This window comes from Providencia sp. M-27, from assembly GCF_011077905.1.
Lineage (GTDB): Bacteria > Pseudomonadota > Gammaproteobacteria > Enterobacterales > Enterobacteriaceae > Providencia > Providencia huaxiensis.
Genome location: NZ_JAALBT010000015.1, coordinates 57,579 through 77,935 on the forward strand (window position 1 = coordinate 57,579; position 20,357 = coordinate 77,935).

General features: G+C 47.4%; 26 protein-coding genes. 1 reads left to right on the forward strand and 25 read right to left on the reverse strand.

All coding sequences use genetic code 11. The features are described 5' to 3' along the window. Nucleotides 1-3: 3 nt before the first annotated feature. On the reverse strand, nucleotides 4-714 hold the full coding sequence (locus tag G6Q48_RS17780; protein ID WP_166267798.1) for a GntR family transcriptional regulator: 711 nt from the start codon (nucleotides 712-714) through the stop codon (nucleotides 4-6). A gap of 203 nt (nucleotides 715-917) precedes the next feature. On the opposite strand from G6Q48_RS17780, the gene G6Q48_RS17785 reads away from it, so the two are divergent. Then, on the forward strand, nucleotides 918-1,592 hold the full coding sequence (locus G6Q48_RS17785) for a helix-turn-helix transcriptional regulator (protein WP_162762206.1): 675 nt from the start codon (nucleotides 918-920) through the stop codon (nucleotides 1,590-1,592). A 14-nt stretch (nucleotides 1,593-1,606) separates the two neighbouring features. Here the strand turns inward: G6Q48_RS17785 and G6Q48_RS17790 are convergent, their stop codons facing one another. The 24 genes from G6Q48_RS17790 to G6Q48_RS17905 all read right to left on the reverse strand — a co-directional run bounded on the left by G6Q48_RS17790 (nucleotide 1,607) and on the right by G6Q48_RS17905 (nucleotide 20,253). Then, nucleotides 1,607-2,275 (reverse strand): hypothetical protein, encoded by a 669-nt coding sequence (locus G6Q48_RS17790; protein ID WP_042847309.1) that lies wholly within the window; start codon nucleotides 2,273-2,275, stop codon nucleotides 1,607-1,609. Between the two features lie 44 nt (nucleotides 2,276-2,319). Continuing rightward, a complete protein-coding gene (locus G6Q48_RS17795; protein ID WP_042847312.1) occupies nucleotides 2,320-3,474 on the reverse strand; it encodes an acyl-CoA dehydrogenase family protein in 1,155 nt (384 codons plus the stop codon). Between the two features lie 9 nt (nucleotides 3,475-3,483). Next, nucleotides 3,484-4,917: an FAD-binding oxidoreductase gene (locus tag G6Q48_RS17800; RefSeq protein WP_072035188.1), complete on the reverse strand. Its 1,434-nt coding sequence runs from the start codon at nucleotides 4,915-4,917 to the stop codon at nucleotides 3,484-3,486. 30 nt (nucleotides 4,918-4,947) lie between these two features. After that, nucleotides 4,948-5,796 carry a GNAT family N-acetyltransferase gene (locus G6Q48_RS17805; protein ID WP_166267800.1) on the reverse strand — a complete coding sequence of 283 codons (849 nt, stop codon included), beginning with the start codon at nucleotides 5,794-5,796 and terminating at the stop codon, nucleotides 4,948-4,950. Between the two features lie 182 nt (nucleotides 5,797-5,978). Beyond that, nucleotides 5,979-6,257 (reverse strand): hypothetical protein, encoded by a 279-nt coding sequence (locus G6Q48_RS17810; RefSeq protein ID WP_226617167.1) that lies wholly within the window; start codon nucleotides 6,255-6,257, stop codon nucleotides 5,979-5,981. Nucleotides 6,258-6,328: 71 nt separating this feature from the next. Further along, nucleotides 6,329-6,652 (reverse strand): hypothetical protein, encoded by a 324-nt coding sequence (locus G6Q48_RS22910; protein WP_042847315.1) that lies wholly within the window; start codon nucleotides 6,650-6,652, stop codon nucleotides 6,329-6,331. Continuing rightward, complete coding sequence (locus tag G6Q48_RS17820; protein ID WP_042847318.1) at nucleotides 6,652-7,215, reverse strand: hypothetical protein; 564 nt, start codon at nucleotides 7,213-7,215, stop codon at nucleotides 6,652-6,654. Before G6Q48_RS17820 ends, G6Q48_RS22910 begins: the two co-directional genes overlap by 1 nt. Then, nucleotides 7,212-7,694: a hypothetical protein gene (locus G6Q48_RS17825; protein WP_166267802.1), complete on the reverse strand. Its 483-nt coding sequence runs from the start codon at nucleotides 7,692-7,694 to the stop codon at nucleotides 7,212-7,214. The genes G6Q48_RS17820 and G6Q48_RS17825 overlap by 4 nt, the downstream gene beginning before the upstream one ends. 32 nt (nucleotides 7,695-7,726) lie before the next feature. Continuing rightward, the gene (locus tag G6Q48_RS17830; RefSeq protein ID WP_042847321.1) at nucleotides 7,727-8,146 is read right to left on the reverse strand and encodes a hypothetical protein; all 420 of its coding nucleotides are present in this window, start codon (nucleotides 8,144-8,146) and stop codon (nucleotides 7,727-7,729) included. A gap of 8 nt (nucleotides 8,147-8,154) precedes the next feature. After that, entirely contained in the window at nucleotides 8,155-8,925 is a 771-nt protein-coding gene (locus G6Q48_RS17835) for a hypothetical protein (RefSeq protein ID WP_042847323.1), read from the reverse strand. Between the two features lie 25 nt (nucleotides 8,926-8,950). After that, entirely contained in the window at nucleotides 8,951-9,313 is a 363-nt protein-coding gene (locus G6Q48_RS17840) for a hypothetical protein (RefSeq protein ID WP_042847325.1), read from the reverse strand. 123 nt (nucleotides 9,314-9,436) lie between these two features. Next, nucleotides 9,437-9,766 (reverse strand): hypothetical protein, encoded by a 330-nt coding sequence (locus G6Q48_RS17845; RefSeq protein WP_166267804.1) that lies wholly within the window; start codon nucleotides 9,764-9,766, stop codon nucleotides 9,437-9,439. 152 nt (nucleotides 9,767-9,918) lie between these two features. Continuing rightward, nucleotides 9,919-10,800, reverse strand: a complete 882-nt coding sequence (locus G6Q48_RS17850; RefSeq protein WP_042847328.1) for an AbaSI family restriction endonuclease — start codon at nucleotides 10,798-10,800, stop codon at nucleotides 9,919-9,921. A 50-nt stretch (nucleotides 10,801-10,850) separates the two neighbouring features. Beyond that, a complete protein-coding gene (locus G6Q48_RS17855; protein WP_052219395.1) occupies nucleotides 10,851-12,566 on the reverse strand; it encodes a DUF4942 domain-containing protein in 1,716 nt (571 codons plus the stop codon). A gap of 124 nt (nucleotides 12,567-12,690) precedes the next feature. Beyond that, the gene (locus tag G6Q48_RS17860) at nucleotides 12,691-13,299 is read right to left on the reverse strand and encodes a hypothetical protein (RefSeq protein WP_042847330.1); all 609 of its coding nucleotides are present in this window, start codon (nucleotides 13,297-13,299) and stop codon (nucleotides 12,691-12,693) included. 72 nt (nucleotides 13,300-13,371) lie between these two features. Further along, nucleotides 13,372-13,824 carry a hypothetical protein gene (locus tag G6Q48_RS17865; RefSeq protein ID WP_042847331.1) on the reverse strand — a complete coding sequence of 151 codons (453 nt, stop codon included), beginning with the start codon at nucleotides 13,822-13,824 and terminating at the stop codon, nucleotides 13,372-13,374. 12 nt (nucleotides 13,825-13,836) lie between these two features. Continuing rightward, the gene (locus G6Q48_RS17870) at nucleotides 13,837-14,304 is read right to left on the reverse strand and encodes a hypothetical protein (RefSeq protein ID WP_042847333.1); all 468 of its coding nucleotides are present in this window, start codon (nucleotides 14,302-14,304) and stop codon (nucleotides 13,837-13,839) included. An 88-nt stretch (nucleotides 14,305-14,392) separates the two neighbouring features. After that, complete coding sequence (locus G6Q48_RS17875) at nucleotides 14,393-15,040, reverse strand: DUF2726 domain-containing protein (protein WP_052219397.1); 648 nt, start codon at nucleotides 15,038-15,040, stop codon at nucleotides 14,393-14,395. Between the two features lie 37 nt (nucleotides 15,041-15,077). Then, a complete protein-coding gene (locus tag G6Q48_RS17880; protein WP_042847335.1) occupies nucleotides 15,078-15,446 on the reverse strand; it encodes a hypothetical protein in 369 nt (122 codons plus the stop codon). Next, on the reverse strand, nucleotides 15,443-15,763 hold the full coding sequence (locus G6Q48_RS17885) for a DUF1064 domain-containing protein (RefSeq protein WP_052219416.1): 321 nt from the start codon (nucleotides 15,761-15,763) through the stop codon (nucleotides 15,443-15,445). The genes G6Q48_RS17880 and G6Q48_RS17885 overlap by 4 nt, the downstream gene beginning before the upstream one ends. Before the next feature lie 242 nt (nucleotides 15,764-16,005). Continuing rightward, nucleotides 16,006-17,001, reverse strand: coding sequence for a recombination-associated protein RdgC (rdgC, locus tag G6Q48_RS17890; protein WP_042847513.1), 996 nt, complete (start codon nucleotides 16,999-17,001; stop codon nucleotides 16,006-16,008). A gap of 239 nt (nucleotides 17,002-17,240) precedes the next feature. Continuing rightward, nucleotides 17,241-18,062, reverse strand: a complete 822-nt coding sequence (locus G6Q48_RS17895; RefSeq protein WP_166267806.1) for a DNA adenine methylase — start codon at nucleotides 18,060-18,062, stop codon at nucleotides 17,241-17,243. A 54-nt stretch (nucleotides 18,063-18,116) separates the two neighbouring features. Then, a complete protein-coding gene (locus G6Q48_RS17900; protein ID WP_052219399.1) occupies nucleotides 18,117-18,758 on the reverse strand; it encodes a nucleoside triphosphate pyrophosphohydrolase family protein in 642 nt (213 codons plus the stop codon). Between the two features lie 226 nt (nucleotides 18,759-18,984). Beyond that, nucleotides 18,985-20,253, reverse strand: coding sequence for a DNA polymerase III subunit beta (locus tag G6Q48_RS17905; protein ID WP_226617165.1), 1,269 nt, complete (start codon nucleotides 20,251-20,253; stop codon nucleotides 18,985-18,987). Between the last annotated feature and the right edge of the window lie 104 nt (nucleotides 20,254-20,357).

Genomic DNA, 20,357 nt, shown 5'->3' on the forward strand with positions numbered 1-20,357 from the left:
ACCTCAACCTTCCCCGTGAATATCCATATACAATTTCATACCACTGTCGATGGAGTTCGTAAATATCTTAATTATAAGATCTGCATTTCTGTTGATAAGAGCATCGCGCAAAGGATAATAATATTTAGGCCATTCCTCTAAGGAAGTTGTTTCATAGAGGAAGTGGAAGCTAGGCCCCACACTTACCCAAAGCTGTGTAATCAACGCCATAAGCTCAGGGGAATCAGAAAGCGTAAACATCCGCAGTCTCAACGCCCAATGCAATAGAACGGCGGTTTTAATGTCCCCCGACAAGTGTGCCGCTTCGAGTTCGAGCGTCAATTCCACCAGTGAATTAAGCGCTTCGTCAGACATGATATTTATTGAACGAGTGATGGCGGGTAGTTCTAGCATCTTCCGTATGCCCATCAATTCAATAAGTCGATCAGGATGAATATCCGGAACCAAAAAAGCGTGGGAAGGTGAAACATGTAACGCTCCATACGAAGAAAGCCTTACCAGTGCTTCTCTTACAGGAGTAATGCTCATGTTTAAAGATTCTGCAATTTCCTTGGTGATCATCTTTTGGCCTGGAGCAAGAAACCCCAGAATTAAGGCGCATTTTAGACGATTTTCAACTTGTTGGGTTAGACTGATTCTACGCGGAGGTTTTGCATTTAATGACAATAGGATCTGGTCTGAAATGTCACATAGTTGAAATTTATTTTTATTCATAATTGAAATTCTCGCGGAACTTTAACCTAACAAAATATTTTTAGGAACATTTTATTAGAATTGAATATTCTAAAAAAATCAATTTTCAGAAGTAACGAATTCTTTCATTATCATAGATCATGATGATTTTTGAATGAACGACGGGTATCCTAAGAGTAGTCATAGCTGTGTACTCTGAGGTTACGGTGAAACGGTTATTTAGCTTGGATGACGTTGATATTATTGAACAAATTTTGAAGGTTTCAGATGCGCTAGGATGCAAAGGCTTCTCCTATGCGGTCCAGCCTAAAAGCAAAAAAGGTGGTTCCGTAATCGTCTCGAACTTTCCACCACACTGGCAGGTTAGATACGAAAAACTATCATATCATCACATAGACCCTATCATGACATGTGCTAAAAAAAGTATACAGCCTTTTCACTGGGCTGATGCTGGTAGCAAACCATATCAGGATGTCAGAAATATTCAGATATCCGACCATGCCATTCCTGGTGTACTGAATGGATACACAATACCTTTGCATGACCACATGGATAACGTAGTGGCCTTTAGTGTTTGGAATGACAATTCATCCAGCGAACTCCAGCGACCTCATCATCCAATAAATGATAATATATATAGAAAAATCATAACCCTACATGAGATGATGTTAACCAAAAAAAATGAAGTGGCTGAAATAGAACAACACATCCTTAGCAGCAGGGAACTACAGGTGCTGCAACTGTCCGGACATGGAAAAACCTACAAAGAGATCGCTCAGACTCTATCAATTTCTGAGAACACTATAAAATTTCACGTTAAGAATATCCTAACCAAATTGAATTCTAGCAATATGAGACAAGCCATAACTACGTTAAAAAAGACTTCTGGCTATTTTTAAGTGGAGAAATAGCTTCAGAAAGAGTCACCATACACCCGCTCGGGCAGCGCGCTGAGTTTTTCACAAATCTCGCCCCTAACAAACAAGCAGTAATCCCGCTTACCAACCAAATACACATCGTAATCCACCAGGCAAGCATGTGCATTTGATAACTTCACAAGCAAAGCACTCATAATGTCCGGGAAGCCTGGCGCTTGATTCAACAGGTGAAAATTCACTGTAAATCGCGTAGGTAGAGACTCCAGAATATCTCTTTCATAAAAATCATTTTCATTCTGAACACCCCAGTAAAAACTTATCTTTCGTTCCGAATCTTTATTTGCTTCAGTGAGTAAAATAGAGCGAGCATAAGAATAACCAGAACCAAAGGCCAGAACGATGACAGGCCTACCGCTGTCTGAACGAAGCCAGGCGTTCCCCATAGGCCCGGCAACAACAACGTCATCACCGACCTTTAGTTTTTTGAGAAAACTATCATGCTTCCTTGTGTCGGCGATATGTAACTCGATCACCTCACCTGAGTTTTCGGGAGAAGCTATCGAAAAATACCCAGATCGGCCGCAATTTAGAATAACCTGAACATATTGACCGGGCTGATAATTTAGTTCAGATTCAAGTCGAATCACTACACGATAGATGTAAGAGTTTAGAGCTCTCATGCTTGATACAGTTGCCGTTACCATTTTTGCCTCACGTTAAAGGCTGGGGATGACCCAGCCAATAAACATCAAATGAACAGGTTGTTTGAATGGTTGTTTAGTAGAAATTGTCCACACTGCTGAACAATAGACTCACTGGCAACAGCGTGCTGATTCATGGTGTAACTGTCGCGCAACCATTTATCCATCGGTGTTTCGTTTTTATATATCGAAGCACCGCCCACCAAGTCATAAATGGTTGAGATGATTTGACGGGAAACCTTGAATGCTTGTTGCCTTGCCAGGGCAACTGTAATGCGGTGAGCGTTGCTCAGCGGCTCTTTACCTACAAGGCCATCCCATTGCTCATTCAGTGATGAATAAACGGCACATCGTGCGCTATAGAGCTCAATTTCACACCGTGCAAGAACCGCCTGCACTCGTGGACTTTTTTTCCACGAAACCGACAGTGAGCGGTCGTATTTGTGCTCAGCAAGGCTGATCGCATAGTCCAGAGCAGCACGCGCCATCCCGAGTGGTATTCCTGCCATGTTGCGCAGGATAGCATCAGGAACATCGTGTAAAGGCCCTTTGCGATAAGGCTCATTGAAACTAAAACTGTGCTCGTAGGGAACGAACATGTTATTGGCACCATAATCACGACTTCCACTTCCGGCAAGACCAGTCGTGTGCCAGTTATCGTGTAATTCGTACTCATCAGGTTTTGCCATCATAACCCGCCAAATTGGCGCTCCGTGGCGATCAACGACCTGATTACCATCCTGATAAACGAAACACCCTGCGCTGAGTATATCGCAATGACTTAAGCCACTGCCAAACCGCCAGCGGCCGGAAACACGATATCCACCAGGCACTATCTCTGCTTTACCTTGAGGATGTATCCAGCCTGCCGTAATCGAGTCAACGGTGAACATATCACGCGCCACAGGCTCATCTATAAAGCCTGAGTAAATACCTGAGTCACTGCCGATCATTGCACACCAAGCCACAGCAGCATCACCAATAGCCAGTTGCTCGATAACCTGGGTTTGCTGAGGTGAGGTTAATTCCAGCCCTCCCCATCCTAATGGGAAATTCATCCTGAATACGCCAATCTCCCTGAGTTTGTTAACAATATGGGGAGGTAGTCGGCGCTGTTCTTCAAGTACACCACCTTCAGCTGAAACTTCCTTTGCCAGCTTTTTTGCATTAAGTAACAATGATTCGAATGAGATTGCGTGCATTGCGATCACCTATAAATATCTGTCATTACTGATAATGTTATTGGGGTCAATGAATTGCTTTAATTCACGAACAAAGCTTCTTTCACCCACACCAGGAGTAATTGGATCCGCCCACTTGGCATGTTCAACACCTAGCCGGTAAGGGATAAATCCTTGCGCCGTAAATTTTTCATGTAATTTACTTAAAGCGGTCAATGAATCTGCCGACTCTTTTTCGCTTTTCTTAAAAGCGATTGAGACAACCAGGTCTATGACATCACCACTAAGGGCGTTGATCGTAGCCCCGCAAAGAACTCCGGTTTCGTTGTGAACTTCATCAATTAGCTGATAGGCCATTTCCAGCGCATCAGCAGTGAAAGGAATCAACGGAAGGAAAAAGATCCAGCCAGTGCCACCTGTATCAACTTTGTCGTGTCTAGCTCCCAGCGTTTTTCTAAGCAGAGTGTCATTTAGGGATGAATCGCCAACATGGGCAGCTTCAACCAAATTAGCGATCACATCAGGCCCAGGATAATTACCTTCAGTTACCGAATTCGATGTCACATTTGTAAATACCTGCGAAGATTCGCACAATTTTTTAATCAAACCGATTCGTTGCGAGACATCGTCAGATAGACCGTCCACACACAAGTGAACGGTATATAATCCGTCACTACCGCCATAGGTTGAGTTGGCCGTGGTGTCATAGATCTTCAATACGCCGCTACTCAGGCCGTTAGCCACCCATTTCTTCAATGTTTGTATTGCTGGTGAAAGCAACTTTCGGCTGAAGTTAAATCGGACTACATGTGTACTTTCAGGGCGGGTATGTAGTTTTATTACCCCTGCCGTAACAACACCAAAACTAGATTGCGTAAAAAACTGCACTAATGAGGGGCCTACACCATGCGGGTATATAGGCGTTTCAACACTTCCGGGCCACCAGCCAACACGGATGATTTTTCCCGTCGGCAACAGGACTTCAATGCCGACAAGGTCTTCAGTTCGTTGATGACGAAGTCCCACCCCTCTGTCCAAGGCATTGCCGAGGAAGCTGGAGTGAGCGGAAGATGCTGTAATGTTCAACATTTTTTGGGTGCCGATTAACAGCTCAGACAGTTCGCCTTGGGTCACGCCAGGCTCAATAATTGCCCAGCCTTGGTCTGTATCAATTTTCCGTACTGCATTTAATTTTTGTAACTCAACAAGGTAGCTACCGTCCGCAACATCCTCCCTAGAGCCCAGGCCCCAGTTGTACCCAATGCTGACAGGATGCAGCCGGGTGTTAGGAAACTCACTTGCACCTATCACTATTTGCTGGAGGTCTATGAGTGAGTTTGGACGTAAAATGCCTTTAATTTTTCTACGTCGAAAAGCACTGACGTTATCTGGTAGCCGTTTTGCCCTGACAACGCACTCACCATCTACACGCGATGCAATATAGCTAAGGAAATCTTCTTTCATGGTATTCTCTTATGTTGAAAGGTTGGTGTTTCAGAGTTTGGTTTTGACGTAACTTAGTTGGTCACTGAAAGTGCCATCTTGATTAATTAGTCTGTGTTTACTGACTCCTTCATGTACATAGCCTGCCTTGAGCGCGACTTTTTTGGAGGCCACATTTTCGGGTTTAACTCCTAATTCAAGGCGATTAAATCCTCCATCAGTCATCAGCCACTCAGAAAGCAATTTCAGGGCCTGAGATGCATACCCCTTTCCTCTGAACCCTGAAAAAACGCCGTAGCCAACATCACCAACCTTGGGTGGCACTACAGGCCGAAGGCTGATCCGACCAATTAATTCTTGTGTCTCATTTTCGAAAATAGACAGCATCATTTTTTCCCCCAGTAGCCAATATAGGCCTGCCAGACGGCAGTCTTTATCAAACTGAGAGAATGGGATGTCAGGATAGATAGACCAAAAACGAGTGACAGAGTCGTAGTGGTCTTGGAACATACGATGCCCATCGGGTCGGGCTGAAATGCGTAGCGTTACCACGCCATCGGTAAGGCCTTCTTGCGGGAATGGAGTGAAGGATTCGTGACCAGATTTAGCGCTGGAATAATGCAGTTCAACAATATCGATATCAGCGCCCCTGGGATCTTTAAACGCTATCAATCCACTGGGACTGAGTCCGGCATTCAGCGCTGCGGCTACTGCTGGTAGATTGTCTGAGTGAATTAGGCTCAGAACAGTTTTTCCTGCCTGCTCAAGCTCAAGAAATTGAGTCGTGAGTTTTAAAAATGCAGCCTCTGGGTCTGAGCACTCCCCCAGGGAGTGATAGATGACATTGTTAGAAATGGGATGTTCACTGAATAGAGACATTACACCATCGGAATCGCTCATTTGAACAACCCTGTGATGCATGTTTAGTTTATCTAAGACGTGCTGAGTGCTGTTACATAGCGGTGCGGAAGATGCATGATGTAAGAAATTCATCGTTAAACCTGTGAGATGGTTGTTTTGGCTAGGACGCTCAAAGCATATAGCCAATTCTTACAGGTTTAACCTACACAACAGGGTAGTTTTTATGGGGCAGTGGTATTAATGACCTTTGTGGCGACTTCCAGTTCGTCAATGGCAACGTTGCCTAGAAGGAGACCTAATCGGGTTGTAAGATTTAATTGGTTATTTGCATACAGCCAAGCCATTGCTCCCATACAATAGGATTCACGGCCTGAAGACTGATACTGCCCTTCCTCTCTGTCTTCAGCACCGCCCTGGTAGGTTGTCTTGTGGCAGAAAAAAACCTCCTGATCAGAAGAAAGCAATGTGCGCTTAATGTCATCCAGACGGCCCTCTGTCAACGGGATCCCTCCCGTCGTTCTGAACGGACAATTTGCGCAAGGTTTTTTAACGGCAAACAATTTTTTAATGTTCATTTCTGTTCCGTATAAATAATCGATGCACCTTTCCAGCGGCGAGTAGTGTTGAGCATGAAGTTAGGGTCGATACTGCGGACCGCCTCGGCCATCATTCGTGGTAAATCGTGCTCCACACCGACAATGTCGAGAGACATACAAAGGCCGGAAGCGTACTCGTTCAACAGCGTAGCAGCCAGCTCTGGTGTTGATACGCCGCGCTTGACTTCATCTTGCCGGACGGCCAGAACACCACCAAATTGGGCATAGACATCGCGCCGAATAGCATCAAGCAAGTGCGGCCAAAAAGCGCCTTTTGGTAACTCACTTAGGCGATTCATCAAAAAAGCCTCACAAGGAAGTCAGGGGTTGACTGCTTGGTATATAGATTACCATCACATCGTTCGCCATCGAAAGATTCCCAGCCCCATGCGGGGTCAACAGAGGTTCCTTTGAGCACTCTATCAATACGTGGCAGTTGAAGAAGGGCTTCATCGTACAAGGCCTGGTTGGTTTGCTTAAGCATCGGCAAGATCCGATTACCCATTTCCCACAGGTGGAACAGGATACCTTCATTTACGCCGGGCCTTGCTATCTCGTGTAACTCAGGAAGTGTCTTATGAATGCGACTTAACTGATGTTCCCAGTTCACATAGAGATCAACCTCTGCCTTGATTGCAGTGCGGTCAGTAATGATATTTGCGCCGTATATACGGTGCATTAACACGATGACATCCAATTCACATAACCCGTCATTGAGGAAATTGAAGGTCGGCAGGTTGAAGTGCATGAACTGAAGGTAAGCAACAGCCAGATCCACCTGGTGCAAGTTCATCATGGTTTCTATTGCGTAAAAATCATCTTTTCGGGTGGCGTATGTATGGGTAATGCGAAACTTATTCATTGCTGACCGCCTATGTTCCAGTGCCCTGGGATTACATCGCTTAAACGCATGAATGGTGTGTGTTGCTCATCAGAGGGGTAGCGTTCATCCAAAGCGGTAAAGACATCATCGGCATCCAAATCCGTTGCTCGAAAATCGTCCACCAGCCGACGAACTATTTGCCCTTTCCTCTCCAATTCAGTAAGCAACAGGATGACACGACATAGGGCTTGCTTAGCGCTGGCCTGCGCGTATCGAAGTTCACATGCGGCGACATTGGCTTCAGGGCTGATTGGAATATTAAGTTGTAGATAAGCCGTGGCCGCAGCACGGTTGTGTTCAAGGCTTCTCACCAATGCCCTGATCAATACAGGCATCGCACCAATGTGATGTGGTGATATCACGATACTAAGAGCGTCACTCTTAACTATCATTTCATTGGTGATTTTCCATTGATAATCGCGGTTTTTATTGTCCTGAACATACAGTAAACGGACCAAGATCAGGACAGCCGCGATCAGCACATACATCATCATTTAACCCCGTGCTTGATGTCTATTTGTTCAGCACGCGCAATGCTCCCGGCAATCAGTTGCTCGCATTTCTCGCGACGAAAATCTGAACTTGCGCCGATCTCATCGAACTGAGTTTTTAGCTGGCCGGTGTATTTCTCAACGGTTTCCTGCATATAGTCGGTCATTGCCTGCGCCCTTTCATCAGAATCCTGTTCAGCACCTAGCGCTTTAGATAACGCCCGCTGCATTTGTCGGGCAATTTCTTTGCCGCGCGAACTGGGGCTTTCAATGTAGGCTCGGCACTGTGCGATTGCGGCGAGTACAGCGCCATGCGAGCCTGCAATTTCGCCTATGGATTCTTTCGGCAAAGGTGCAGATTGAGCCGGAATAGACCCCAGAGAGAGCACCGCGATGAATATAGCGATAGAACTTTTCATTGTTAACCTCACGGTTTCATTTCGACGGGTAAAGCCAGCACGGCAATGCGATGGATAGCCGCAGTGATTAGCGCAATGGGCACGATCGCAGTGTAAACCAGCCAGTCACTATTAAGTGACGTGTACGACCACAGTGCGAACATGGCAAGGGATAGCATGGAAGTGGCAATCATGATGCTGACATTGCGGAACACGGCCAAGACGACGGCCTTGAAGTTGCTGAACAACGCCCCTTCACAACACACTACAGCCCCCACGAACATGATCATCATTGGCAGGACGAGCAAGGTCGTGAACGTCACCAGACTGTACATGTTGAAGTAGACTGGGAACAATGAAAAGAACCCCTGGGACTGAACGGCTGGAGGGGTTGATAACGGTACTGGTACTTGAGCATTACTTGCGGCAGCGCTGGCTGTCGGCATGTAGAGGCTGAGGCACCAAAGCACAAATACCAGCAAGAGTGTGGCAATAAGGCCAGTAAACAAAGTCACAATCAGGTTCCGAATGTGATTTTTAAATGGCAGTCTTTTGCCCGTGATTTTCTGTTGTGTCAGGGTCATCATCACCAGCGAGGTGATGAAAACAGGTTGGAGGATAAAAAAGCCGATATCGGCCATAGAAAGCCGCTGCATTAGCAAAGAAAGCAATCCTCCGCCGATAAAGGTCGGGACTATCAACATGAGCAAACCGTAAGGGCTCAAAAAGGATTTACACGTTTCGGTGAAAATGGATTTGATCGAACGGGTGCTAACTTTCGCGTGTCGCATTTTGGACATTGGACATCCCTTATTTGAAGGTTGGTTATTGGCCGCAACGCTTTTGAGGCGAAGCGTGGGAAATAACATTGGTGAGGTCACGGCGCTTTCGGCGGGTATTGAGGTCAACAACGTTGGAGTTAGAGGTTGTTGAGAGCAAGGCGGTCCGTTCGGCAGGACGATAGGCCTTAAGAGTAACGCCCTGGAATGTTAACGGGACTCCCTCCCCACCATCTTCATTGCAACGCCCCCCGGCGAGTTCATGCAGTTTCATACGCTGCTTCACATCCGAGGCTTTACGGCGAAACTCGTCCATGCTCTGACGGTCAGCCAGGCACTGGGCCAGATCTTCGTTGCTCAATGTGAAGCGGTATACCACCAGCTTTAACCAATATTTAAAGTTACCCATGACTCTTCCTAAATGGTTTCGAATGGGTTAATTGTCTCATGCAACTACTGCTGACAAAGAATGCAAAGGAGATCGAAATGACCTCCTTTTCTTTCAGAATTTCAACGCAGAATGGAGGATGATTTATTTCGAGGCTGTCATTGATAGGTACTTTTTACACTGCTGGTGGACACGACCGGCAAGAATGATCGAGGCGCTATAGTCGAGAACATCTAACCCAAAATGATAGAGCGTTTCATCGTTAGTCGGCTCAAACCAGCGACGAACGCCACGACGGCCAACTTTCAAGAACCAGGAGATACCTGTGGCTTTGTCATGTTCGATGAAGAGTCTTTCAGCCCCCTGCTCATCGGTGATGATAAACCCTGCCCCTTGCGGGTAGATAAGGCCTGAAGCACCAGGAGGAATGCAAGTTGATTCATTGGCTGAGAAAGCCAGTCGCTTTCCACGCAAATTTACAAACTGAGTCACGCTATTGTCCTGAAGAAAAATGAACAGCAGATAAAAAAAGGCAGGCATTGGAACCCACATGCCTGCCTATGTGTGACGTCATTTTAAGATGAGGTGAACCTGTGACGAAGTAAAATGGGCGACAAAACGCGGTGCTATTTTTGCCCTGAAAAAACCTTCACGCGTGTATCTACCCGCTTGAAAACATTAACGCCTTCAGTTGATTCAGACTCGTCTTGGGTGAAAACCCCCAGAAATCGATATAGCGTTCGATTCAGTTCATCGCGCGAATGAGCCATTACGATGCGGTAACACCATGTTTCCTTATAGTTACGCTCAGGATTAAGGCTTTCTTCCCTTATCAGATCGCCATTAATGGAAAGTGAATTATCCCATTCTCCTGCCTTGTATAAACGTGGAAACCAAACCATCACATCCCCGGTCAACCCTATTGCTTCTACAGCGGCTTTGGGTAATCGCCAGCCTCCTGATTGATGGTGGCCTTTATCTCCATAGCCAAAGCACTGTAAAGCATCACGATGATATCTGAATACAGCGTAAGGTCCCGCCTCCAGGAAACCTGCATCAATATGTTTTTGAGCAGTATAGCGTTCTTCATAGTCCCAGGAGAGGAACAAACCTTGCATTTCCAGCTGGGCTTTTCTATCCCTGACGAACTGGATAAATTCGTCAACGAGTTGATTGATGGCATCCAGGGTTAGGTTATTGGTCGGAATGCGTTTTTCAATAAATCCGGTCGCTTCCAAAATATCTAACCGACGAATACCGTCAGCCTTTTTTGCATCATCGCTGTCATGGTGTGCTTCGTCTATCTCAAGATACAGCTTAAGTTGAGGGAAAAGCAGATCAGCAAGGTAAATCTTTCCAGATTCTCCTTCCTTACGGATGCACTGCTGGCAAACGAACTCAAGCTGCGGATCATCCAACTTGTGAAAGATTCTATTAATGATGTAGTGCTCCCAGCGCTTGTGTGAAATTTTTGATAATGCTCGGAGAACGTAGTCGGTTTTACTCATAGGTTTACCAGTGCGGCCGTTATGGCAAATCCCATTAACGGCCGAGAATATTAATGGAAATCAATAGTAAATAGTCTAACTTGCACTCCAGTTCCTTCAAAGGCATTTTCATATTGGCCGACCTGATGTACATCACACTCACGATCTATCAACGCCTGAATACTTTCGTCAGTAGCGCTTCCAGGTAAGATAACCACAATACGCCCTTCACTCTTAACAAACTGCTGCGCATGCTGTAGGTGCAATTTCCAACGATTGTCGGAGTATGGAGGATTCATTAACACACGCTCAAATAGGCCCAGTTGCGTTACCGTGGTACTGAGGAAATCTTGCTGGTGGGTATCCCAGCGCAAGCGAGAGCACATGGCTGCGACATTGTTTGCCTCGACCCCGATCACCTTAACACCTTCTGGCAAATTGCGAAGTAGCGCACCAAAGCCGATGCTGGGTTCAAGTAAAGTATCACCCTCACGCGGGTCGCATTCGTCCATAGCCGCTTTCTGGAGGTCCCCCGTTGTAGGGTAGAACTGATGTGTTTTTTGGTCGGGCAAGGTACCACTGATTGCGATCGCTTTAAACGCGTCCATCGGCCAGAATTCAAACTCGTAGACTTCAGGCTTTACCTCCACCGCGCCAAGGATACGGAAGATACTATCAAGTTCCTTTTTTACCAAGTCGGTGTATTGGTATGGTCGGGGCATCACGATAGTAAATGGAGCCGCACCATATTGCTTCGCACTGTGTTGGTTGTTTCGGGCCATTTCAGCCAATTCTGTGCAGGTTGGGAACGCAATCCGGTAATCAATTAAATCGCCCGTGTATTGCGTGTTTCGAGGTGCCTTGTTGGTTTTTCCTCTCTCTTTGAATTGAGGGATGAGGCCTGGCATACGGTAAGCCAGTACCGTATTGAGGTCATCGCAAACAGTCTCGGAGACCTGAATATGTACATTGCCGTTAAGGAAGCCTTTACAGGTCAGCGCGCCACCGTCTACCGATATCCATTCTCCCACGTTACTGCTGAGGGATTGCTCCAACGCCCACTTATTCACGATTTCAGCGCCAGGACGGCCTTGCATGAGGCCGATGATTTTACGCAGATCGCTGAGGTAATCCATATTGTCATAACCGCGTTTATAGTCGCGGCATGGCAGGCAATTGGTGATCACCATCTTCGGACTAAAACCTTGAGCCTTGTTAGTTTTGTGAAACACTGACAGTTTTTTGAATACGCCTTCGACCATTTCTGCGAAATAATCTTTTTTCTCAGTGGTCAGGCTTTTTGCAGTGGCGAGCACATTCTCTTCTGTGAAGGCAACAGGCCGTAGGGCGGCAAGTCGATCTGGAGATGCTTTGCGCCACTGCCTAAGCGTGTTGTACCACTCGTCTTTCCGGGCGGTTGGCATAAAATTACGTACACCAGTGAGATCCAATACTTTTTGCCAGAAGGACTCATCCAATGCGCAGGTGGCTCGCTGGAGATCAAACAGACAATCAACGGCCAATGTTGTCCCTATCGAGTTGTTACATCCGTCAGTAAAATAACGAAATGCCTGGCTATGACGTTTACCCATAACGACGAGGTGCAATGAGTCAATTTCGCTACGTGCATCGTGGTATTCTGCGAGTAGTTGCGTAAGTGCGTTGAACAGACGAAACCCTTCGTGTGGGGTTATACCGGCATGATGACCATCTATAGCTTGATACAGAGGAAGTATCGGCTGAAATTCAGTGGCGGGGTTGGGTTCGTAGATGGCTAAACTTGTCATGGGGTACCTCACTGGAAATAGAATTATTATCCGGTGGGACTAACCGCTGACGAAGGGAAAAAGTCAAAAAAAAAGCCTCGTCCTAACGAGGCATCTATTAAAATGAGGTACTACTTATTATCTCTCAACACACGTCGTCTTCAACATCCTCACCGAACTCATCGAAACAAACCCGCGTCGGGAGAGCGACTCCTTTGGGGCGAAACGTATGATGGAGCTGGAGGTTGTTCAAAAACTCTGCTTGTATGAGTATTTTTATACTGTTACGTAGAGTATCTGAGGTCGGGTTTAAGATCCAGCCACATTTTACGCGTATACCACGTTTATTCGTGATCAGCGCGGTGCATTCACTTTCATGATCGGACTCTTGATTGCAGTTCGGGCAAAGGAATACCGGCGTAGAGCCGCCTTCCATGAGGGCCTCGCGAAAGTCTTCAGCGGTCGGCCAGATATAAGCATCGCAAATTTCCGGCAGACGCTGCTCGTTATAGAACTGAGCCGGTGCATCATGACCTCGAATACCCTCCAGTGACTGAAGGATCCGCTCTGGCGAAAGAGATAACACATCGCTGTATTCTTCCAACTTCGCGTAGGTCGTGTTGCGCATTATGGTCACAGTTAACACGTCCGCGCCCGATCGCAAGGCTACATTTTCAAGCGCCTGAATAGCTCCCTCAACCGAGTTCGGTGGTAATTGGGTATGAATGCGTTGCGCTATCAGTGACTGGCTCATTTTCACTTCCTCAGGAATGGTTGTAATGCCGATTTTACTTCGGCTTGTGCCGCTGACTGAATTTTCCAGGTACTACAATTTGCTGCTCATGGTTAGGCCATCACTTGTCGGGATGTCAAAGCACAGGGCATTTCCAGACTGATATTCGTAGTCACCCATCAAATAGCAAAGTTTGAAATTCCCGCGATGGTACTGGCGCAATTCAAGCGGCAGACCCGGATTGGGGAAGATCTGTAGCTGAACAGTAAATTGGCCTTTTGTGGTCTGGAAATCAGTCTTCAAACCAGTGCCCGTTTCATTTGAGGCTCGAACAACAGGCTGCGTGACCGTGCCAACATCCCAGGTGGTGATCAAGGTTGTCGAACGCAAGTAATAAATCACGGAAAGCCCGGCCACAAGCAAGACCAAAAGAAATGCAATCAGGAACTCCCTTGACGTAATTGTGTACGACCAGTGTTTTTGCTTTTTGCGCGTGTTTTTTTTACGGCGCGGAGCTCTTTTAGGAGGCCGCTCAGGAGTAGTCATAAAAACCTCTTTTTAACTTTTCGTGGCAATTTTTAAGCCAGCCAACATGTACATCACTTGAATTTCACTCAAGGTGCTTAGGTTTAATTCTTGTATATATCTACATATCCCTTCCGGGGTTTCAACGATCGGCATGCCAGGCAATACACCTCCACCAGCACGCTTTGCGAGATGCAAACCTGCATAGAGATGTTTGATCTGATGAGAAGAAAGCGCCGATATATCCAGGTGTGTCAGATAATCCCGCTGCCGCTGAATGCTATAGCGTTCGCGGACATCATACTCATCAGGTAGTGCAACAACGCCTTCTATGCTGGTTGCTGTGAATTTATCAAAGGGAGAGGAAATGCCAGCAACAATGAACCGTTGTTCGGCAACATTAACGACCTCACCTTTGGAAAGATGACCGTCCTGGTGCTGAATGAATACCGTGGATCCGGTATACAGGTTACCTGTCCAATATCTATAGGATTGAGACATTCCACGCCCCCTTTAAGTGATCTCACAAATACATGATATCAGTAGTTCAGAATCGACAAAGCCCGAACAAGTCGGGCTTTCATTTGGTTTATTCGAATTGACCGTCGGAGATGGTCTCCGATATATCTATCGCGAGATCGTTATCGCTGATATCTGCCAGGCGCTCGTAGCGGTAGAGCGGGATATTCAGGTGGCTGAGCAGGCCAATCAGAAATGCACTGTTCTCAGATTCGGCCAGTCGCTCTTCAGTCAGCATGACCAGTACAATTTCGCCGCTATGCACATCGCTTAGAACAAAGTTAAAGTTCATTCGCGACATAAACTGCATGGCACTTTTGACGTCCAGACTTTGGCTCTCAAAATCCTTTTCTTCGGCCTGAATAATGTCGGTCACTCTGACGCGTGGTGCAACCGCATATTGGTCGGCAAACATCTCAATCAGGCGAGAGTACAGATTGCTGGCATCGCGCGGGAGAATAAATTTATGGCGTTTGTACCCAACGTAAATGGCCGGAGTCAGTTCGTCATCACTGGATATCACGCCTTCGTGATCTTCCCTTTGATAAATTCGCTCACCCGTTTCGGCATCAATGGGAAACAACTCGTCGAGCGTTGGCTTCCGGCTCCCCTTTTCGCCGCCCGGTTTTTTTTCCGACTTCCCGGTAAAAAACAGTAAGTAGGCCAACCCTAATACACCTGCAATAAATACGGCCAATCCAATCATCTTGAAAGACATGACGCACCCCCGTGCCTGTCTTGGTGAGTAATTCCTGTTATACCGGCCTGTCCGCAATGTCGTTGCGGATCAGGTAGTCAGCCAGGTCCCTAAGTGAAGAAACGCCCAAGTCCCGCAGTACCGCAGGCGGGCGCTCTTTATTAATTTCGGCTTCACGCGCTTTGCGGACATTCTGCAAATATCGATACATCTCTTCCGGCAAAGTCATGGCTTTGGCACTCAACAGCGGGTAATCGCTGCGGGCAAACCACGCTTCATAGGCCGCATCCTTGCGAACGTGATACATGGAGGGATCCATTTGCCCCTCGACGGGCGGTTGCCAAGTATCGTCATTGCGCTTCTTGCGCTCCGTGGATAAGAACCAGGTTTCGAAAAATTGCTTTACCACGCTATCAGTTACGCTCATGGATTTTCCTTGTTGTACCACGGAGAGAAGTCTTCAAAATTCCAACCTCCCTCATCTTTGAGCCATTTCACGGCCAGAAAACGGAAGGGATAGTGTTCTGCTGCAAGCTTTATCTTGACTCTCGCGTCCTCTTCCCAATGCCCTTTCACTTCATGCACCTCCAGATCACCCGAGGTCAGCATGACGAAAAAGTCCGCTGTATACGTTGTTTTGTCGGCAAGGCGCAGTTTGATTGATTCGAACTTGAACCAGGCGACTTCACCAGCATGCATACGCCATTTCAGATGTTCGGCGTAGCGTGCTTCTGTTTTATTCATTGTGCCCGTTCGCAACCGCCCCAGCGCTTGGGTCCGTAGCTTTGCTGTCAACTCTGCGGGTGCAGACTCAAGGCTTTGCTGGATGGGCGTTACAGGCTGCACGTCTTTCTTTGGTACCGATTTTGAACTCGCGCTCCGGCCCATTCTCTGTTCGTATTCGCGTTGCTGTTCTTCAGTCCAACGAAGCATTAGACGTTACCTTCGGTTTCGATTACCTAATTCATACCCGGTATGGTTACACGTTATTCGTCGTCATCCAGCTCGCTGTTATCGGCCGCCTCACCACTTTCATCGCCTTCCTCTTTGTCACCCCCGTCAGCTTCAGTTGAGGACTTAGCTTCCCCGCCGAACGCAGCAATTAACTGATCAAGGAGCTCCATAATGACTCCGGTAAACAAAACGAAGTCTGCATCAAACCTCTGCACTTCATCTTCACGATCAATATCATCGTTTTGCTCAATGAGGGCGTCAGCAAAGTTCAGCCTTGAGATGACAAAGCTGTCGTTGATGACGAAATTAAGTTGCTCCATCCAGCTCATCGCCAGCTTAGTGACCAACTTGCCAGCTTCGATGTGGTTAGCAATCTCATCGCAAACCAGATCTTGTCGTTTTGTCGTCACAACGCCACCGTCTTCCAGAATAGCTTCCAGGGTCGCTTCATCGCACAACGCCAGGCCTGGAGGCAGCTCGGAAGAGCGAACCCACTCGGTCAGCTTCAGCTCAACCGGAGTTTCTAACGTGAAAGGTATGATAGGCAGAGTGCCCAGTGTTTTACGCAGGAGCGCTGCCGCGTCTTCAGCGCGTTTAAAGCTGGTGGTATCCACTATGATCAGCCGGGATTTGGGATCAATCCACATGTTCATGTTGGCGTATTTACTCAGTGCTTTGGGTAGCAATTCCCCTAGCACCAGGTCGTTCAGCGCTGAAATTTCTGTGCGTTTCAGACGACGATTTTGCTCTTTTTCCAGCTTGGTCACACGCTGGCGCACGAGCTCTTTTACCGTGGCCGGAGGAATGATTTTGCTCTCGTTACGCTGAGTCAGCAGAATGAGGCCATTCGCCTGGTGAGTAAGCTCTTCGTACTCTTCACCCAGCGGGCTGACCCAACCAGTGCGCGCCATATCCTGCGGGCCGCACGGCTGAAACATGAAGGGTTTCAGTTGTTCTGTGATGTTACTGAAGTCAATCTGGCGGGTGATGCGGTACACCACGACACTTTTGGGACGAAAAAGAGGCATAGCTCCCTCACTATGATTTTTAATCAGAAGGGGCTTGCCCTTTGATTTTTGTTTTGACAGGTACTGGATGCGGTCACGAATAGCCAATTGCACCCAATACACCACATTGTTGTCTTTGATAAATTCAAGGTATTGGCGACTAGCTTCAGCAGGGTCATACCGGTGAATGATGGCAATTTCATCGCAGAATCGCTCAGTTAGAGGATCCTTGAGCGGTGGAATTTCAAACACCGGCACGGTCATGCTGAGGTCTTGCCGGAAGATACAGCCCGACGGATAGCGATAATTTCATTCGCCTTTTTCCCTTCCCCCGTTCCGTTATAAACACTGCGTGGGGCAGAAAACCCTTTAACTGCGAATCCGGCATACATCTCGCGGATGTTCTCGGCATCATGGCTGGAAGCCACCACATGCACCCCTTCCTCCGGCAGAGTATTCAAAATGCCCACCAGCTCGCGTTGTTGGGCTTCAGAGAATCCGCTTGCGTGATAACCTGTAAATTTGCCCGGATTGACATAAGGCGGGTCACAGTAGACCACGTCACCTTCACCGGCCAGTTTCAGCGTTTCTTCATAGCCTGCGCAAAGCAGATCCACATTTGCAAGGCGGTCAGCCATGTAGCGGATTTCTTTCTCTGGCAGATAGGGTTTGCGGTAATCGCCCCAGGGTACGTTAAACTCCCCTTTACGCTTGTTGTACCGGCACAGACCACGATACCCGTGGCGGTTCATGTAGATGAACATCGCGGCCATACGGACTGGCTCAGCTGTACGTTCGTTAAATTCTTTACGGATCGCATCGTAGTGTTCGCGAGTACGGCACGTAGCATAGAGTTCAGACAGTGCAGCAATAACGCTTTCAGCAGCGTTGCGGATGGTGTCGTAAGTGTTGATTACGTCGGCGTTGATGTCAGCCAGTACGTAGTTTGAATACGCGGTATTCATCATCACTGCACCCGAACCACAGAAAGGTTCGATCAGACGGGCACCCTTTGGCAGCGCCAACTTCAGCTGAGCCATGACGCCTTGCTTACCCCCAACCCACTTCAGAACTGTATTCATTATTTCACCATAGAAAGCGGGCAACCCCACGTTGCCCACATGAATGGATAAGGCTTACTTGATGCCGTTTACCAACGCTTTGCGCTCTTCGACGAGATTACGGTTCTCATCGTGTGCCAGGAACGCTTCAAACTTCTCTGGATAACGGACGGCCAGCTTGACGATATTGGTTTCCAGAATACGGCCATAATGGATACCGGAGGCCGATGGGAAAACACCCAGGCTATACCAGTTCAGGTCGCCGAACTCTTCAGACAGGTTAACCAGGTCCAGCGACTGTCCTTCAATCGTGTTCACCAGCGCTTTGCAGATTTCTGCGGATTCAGTAAACACACCCAGAGAGGCATGCAGAATGCGCGAGTCGATTGCACCCAGGGAACCGAGGCCGATATTGTGTGCTTTGCCGTCAAAACCAGTCATCATCATGGTGTTGGTGTCGTCATGCAGCTCATCAGCGGAAATGGACTCCGGCGAAAGCGTGCCGATCAGGTCTTGCAGGTCGGCCAGGCCTTTTTTAAAGCGATTAATGTCAATCGGTTTACGGTAAAAAATACCTTTTTTAAACTGGTCCAGCATTTCACCCAGTGAGTGAGCCGCTGACAACAACAGATACAGGTGAGGCACACTCACGCCGCTGATGTTAGGGATCACCGATTCGGTGCGAAGGGCTTCTTCATGGTATTGCTTCAGTTCCACGTAAAATCCTCAAGTTTCTTTATTGCTGGTGGAGCAAGAGGTAACTTTTGAAAAATAAATGTTACCCATGCGGGAGAAAGTGCTCTCATCATAACCGTTGACGTTTCCCATTCCCTTCGAAAAGGCGGTCAATTTGTCGTTGTTTTTCAGTGGGAAATGCCAGCAGCTTTGCACGATTGACGTGCGATTGCTTTTGGTTAACAAAACAAACAGTTAGTGCGACTTGTTAGAATCTGACTGGCATGATGATGTCGCAGCAGTCATCGCCGAAGCCGATTTCCAACCCTGTTACCGTGTCTTTCAGGGCAACAGTTATTTCTGTTTCTTCGTCTGAATGTGAGATCAAGCTATTCAGTGCGCGAAGCAGGTATTCGCAGTTGATGCCGATTTCAATTTTGTCTTCCTGCTCCCCTGCCACTTTTTCGATATCCAGCACTTCCTTGCACTCGATCAGGTTTTGATTAGGGGACTTAATCATCAGCGCATTACTTTTGAAAACGAATACGCCTGTACTGTTCGCATTCTTACTGACTGCGCCTGCATTGATGAGCGGCAGCGCACGGCTTAATGCGTCACGGAGCACCAAGGCATTTATGCTGAACTTCTCTGTATTGTGCTTAACAACACCTGCAACACGATGCCAATCGGGATAGCTGCCATTAATCAGATTGGAGACCAAGGTGACATCACCCAGGTTAAAGGTCAGGTAACTTTCGCTGTAGTCAATACGGAAATTTCCTTGGTTTGCACCCAGCAACTTCATGAGGATAGGACATACTTCGATCGGCAGGATGACCCCAGAAGAAGTCCCAGACAGAGATGCAGGGGCTACTGGTGTCACGATCTCTTCTTGTGGTTCGTTCGTAAACAGTACGTCTTGAGTCATTACAGACATTCGGTGCCCATCGGTCGCGACGGCGTTGAAGGTATTTTTATCCAGACTCAGGAAAACCCCATTCATGTAATGGCGAACGTCATTCTTACCCGCAGAGTGCATGACACGTTGCAAGGTTCGATGCAGCATATTGGCAGGGAAAGTGATGCTGTACTTGGCTGTCAAATCGGACTCGTCTACAACCGGGATTGTGTCCATACACAGAGGAATGTTGTAAGCATTTTTGCCGGTACGAATGATGAGGCGATTTCGGTCTTGGTCGCATCGTACATTCACGGTTTCTTCACCTTTCATGTTACGGAACAAGGTGCTGATATGGGTTGCAGGTACAGAGGCCACCATATCACCGTTGGCTTTATGGACCACTCCACGGGAGATCACTTGCCCGGTATTGTAATCAACACCGAGCGCGCTCAGGTTGTCCCCTACCAGGGTCAGGGTCAACATTTCCAATACTTTGAACTGAACGTTACCACGCTTAATGATCATGCAAGGCGCATCGATGATACGCAGCATGTCATTTGCAGAGATGTCGAAGCCTGGCAGATCTTTGAAGGTACGCTTCTTTGGTGCCGCTTGCTGATTCAGAGTTGTGGTCATGTCGGATCCCTATAATTTAGTAAGTAGTCATAATTAGACTACCTCGACCCAAACTGGTGACGAATAGCAAAACAGCGAATTATTTAGGATAAGTGAAGTATTAT

Excerpts from the sequence above, each read along its gene's own strand:
- G6Q48_RS17895 (WP_166267806.1), bottom strand. The coding sequence starts at position 18,062 with ATGAATACAGTTCTGAAGTGGGTTGGGGGTAAGCAAGGCGTCATGGCT.
- G6Q48_RS17855 (WP_052219395.1), bottom strand. The coding sequence starts at position 12,566 with ATGACAAGTTTAGCCATCTACGAACCCAACCCCGCCACTGAATTTCAG.
- G6Q48_RS17880 (WP_042847335.1), bottom strand. The coding sequence starts at position 15,446 with ATGAGCGTAACTGATAGCGTGGTAAAGCAATTTTTCGAAACCTGGTTC.
- G6Q48_RS17830 (WP_042847321.1), bottom strand. The coding sequence starts at position 8,146 with ATGAAAAGTTCTATCGCTATATTCATCGCGGTGCTCTCTCTGGGGTCT.
- G6Q48_RS17835 (WP_042847323.1), bottom strand. The coding sequence starts at position 8,925 with ATGTCCAAAATGCGACACGCGAAAGTTAGCACCCGTTCGATCAAATCC.
- G6Q48_RS17790 (WP_042847309.1), bottom strand. The coding sequence starts at position 2,275 with ATGGTAACGGCAACTGTATCAAGCATGAGAGCTCTAAACTCTTACATC.
- G6Q48_RS22910 (WP_042847315.1), bottom strand. The coding sequence starts at position 6,652 with ATGAATCGCCTAAGTGAGTTACCAAAAGGCGCTTTTTGGCCGCACTTG.
- G6Q48_RS17875 (WP_052219397.1), bottom strand. The coding sequence starts at position 15,040 with ATGTCTTTCAAGATGATTGGATTGGCCGTATTTATTGCAGGTGTATTA.
- G6Q48_RS17780 (WP_166267798.1), bottom strand. The coding sequence starts at position 714 with ATGAATAAAAATAAATTTCAACTATGTGACATTTCAGACCAGATCCTA.
- G6Q48_RS17870 (WP_042847333.1), bottom strand. The coding sequence starts at position 14,304 with ATGTCTCAATCCTATAGATATTGGACAGGTAACCTGTATACCGGATCC.
- G6Q48_RS17850 (WP_042847328.1), bottom strand. The coding sequence starts at position 10,800 with ATGAGTAAAACCGACTACGTTCTCCGAGCATTATCAAAAATTTCACAC.
- G6Q48_RS17800 (WP_072035188.1), bottom strand. The coding sequence starts at position 4,917 with ATGAAAGAAGATTTCCTTAGCTATATTGCATCGCGTGTAGATGGTGAG.
- G6Q48_RS17860 (WP_042847330.1), bottom strand. The coding sequence starts at position 13,299 with ATGAGCCAGTCACTGATAGCGCAACGCATTCATACCCAATTACCACCG.
- G6Q48_RS17795 (WP_042847312.1), bottom strand. The coding sequence starts at position 3,474 with ATGCACGCAATCTCATTCGAATCATTGTTACTTAATGCAAAAAAGCTG.
- rdgC (WP_042847513.1), bottom strand. The coding sequence starts at position 17,001 with ATGCCTCTTTTTCGTCCCAAAAGTGTCGTGGTGTACCGCATCACCCGC.
- G6Q48_RS17865 (WP_042847331.1), bottom strand. The coding sequence starts at position 13,824 with ATGACTACTCCTGAGCGGCCTCCTAAAAGAGCTCCGCGCCGTAAAAAA.
- G6Q48_RS17885 (WP_052219416.1), bottom strand. The coding sequence starts at position 15,763 with ATGAATAAAACAGAAGCACGCTACGCCGAACATCTGAAATGGCGTATG.
- G6Q48_RS17820 (WP_042847318.1), bottom strand. The coding sequence starts at position 7,215 with ATGAATAAGTTTCGCATTACCCATACATACGCCACCCGAAAAGATGAT.
- G6Q48_RS17840 (WP_042847325.1), bottom strand. The coding sequence starts at position 9,313 with ATGGGTAACTTTAAATATTGGTTAAAGCTGGTGGTATACCGCTTCACA.
- G6Q48_RS17905 (WP_226617165.1), bottom strand. The coding sequence starts at position 20,253 with ATGACCACAACTCTGAATCAGCAAGCGGCACCAAAGAAGCGTACCTTC.
- G6Q48_RS17805 (WP_166267800.1), bottom strand. The coding sequence starts at position 5,796 with ATGAGCGATTCCGATGGTGTAATGTCTCTATTCAGTGAACATCCCATT.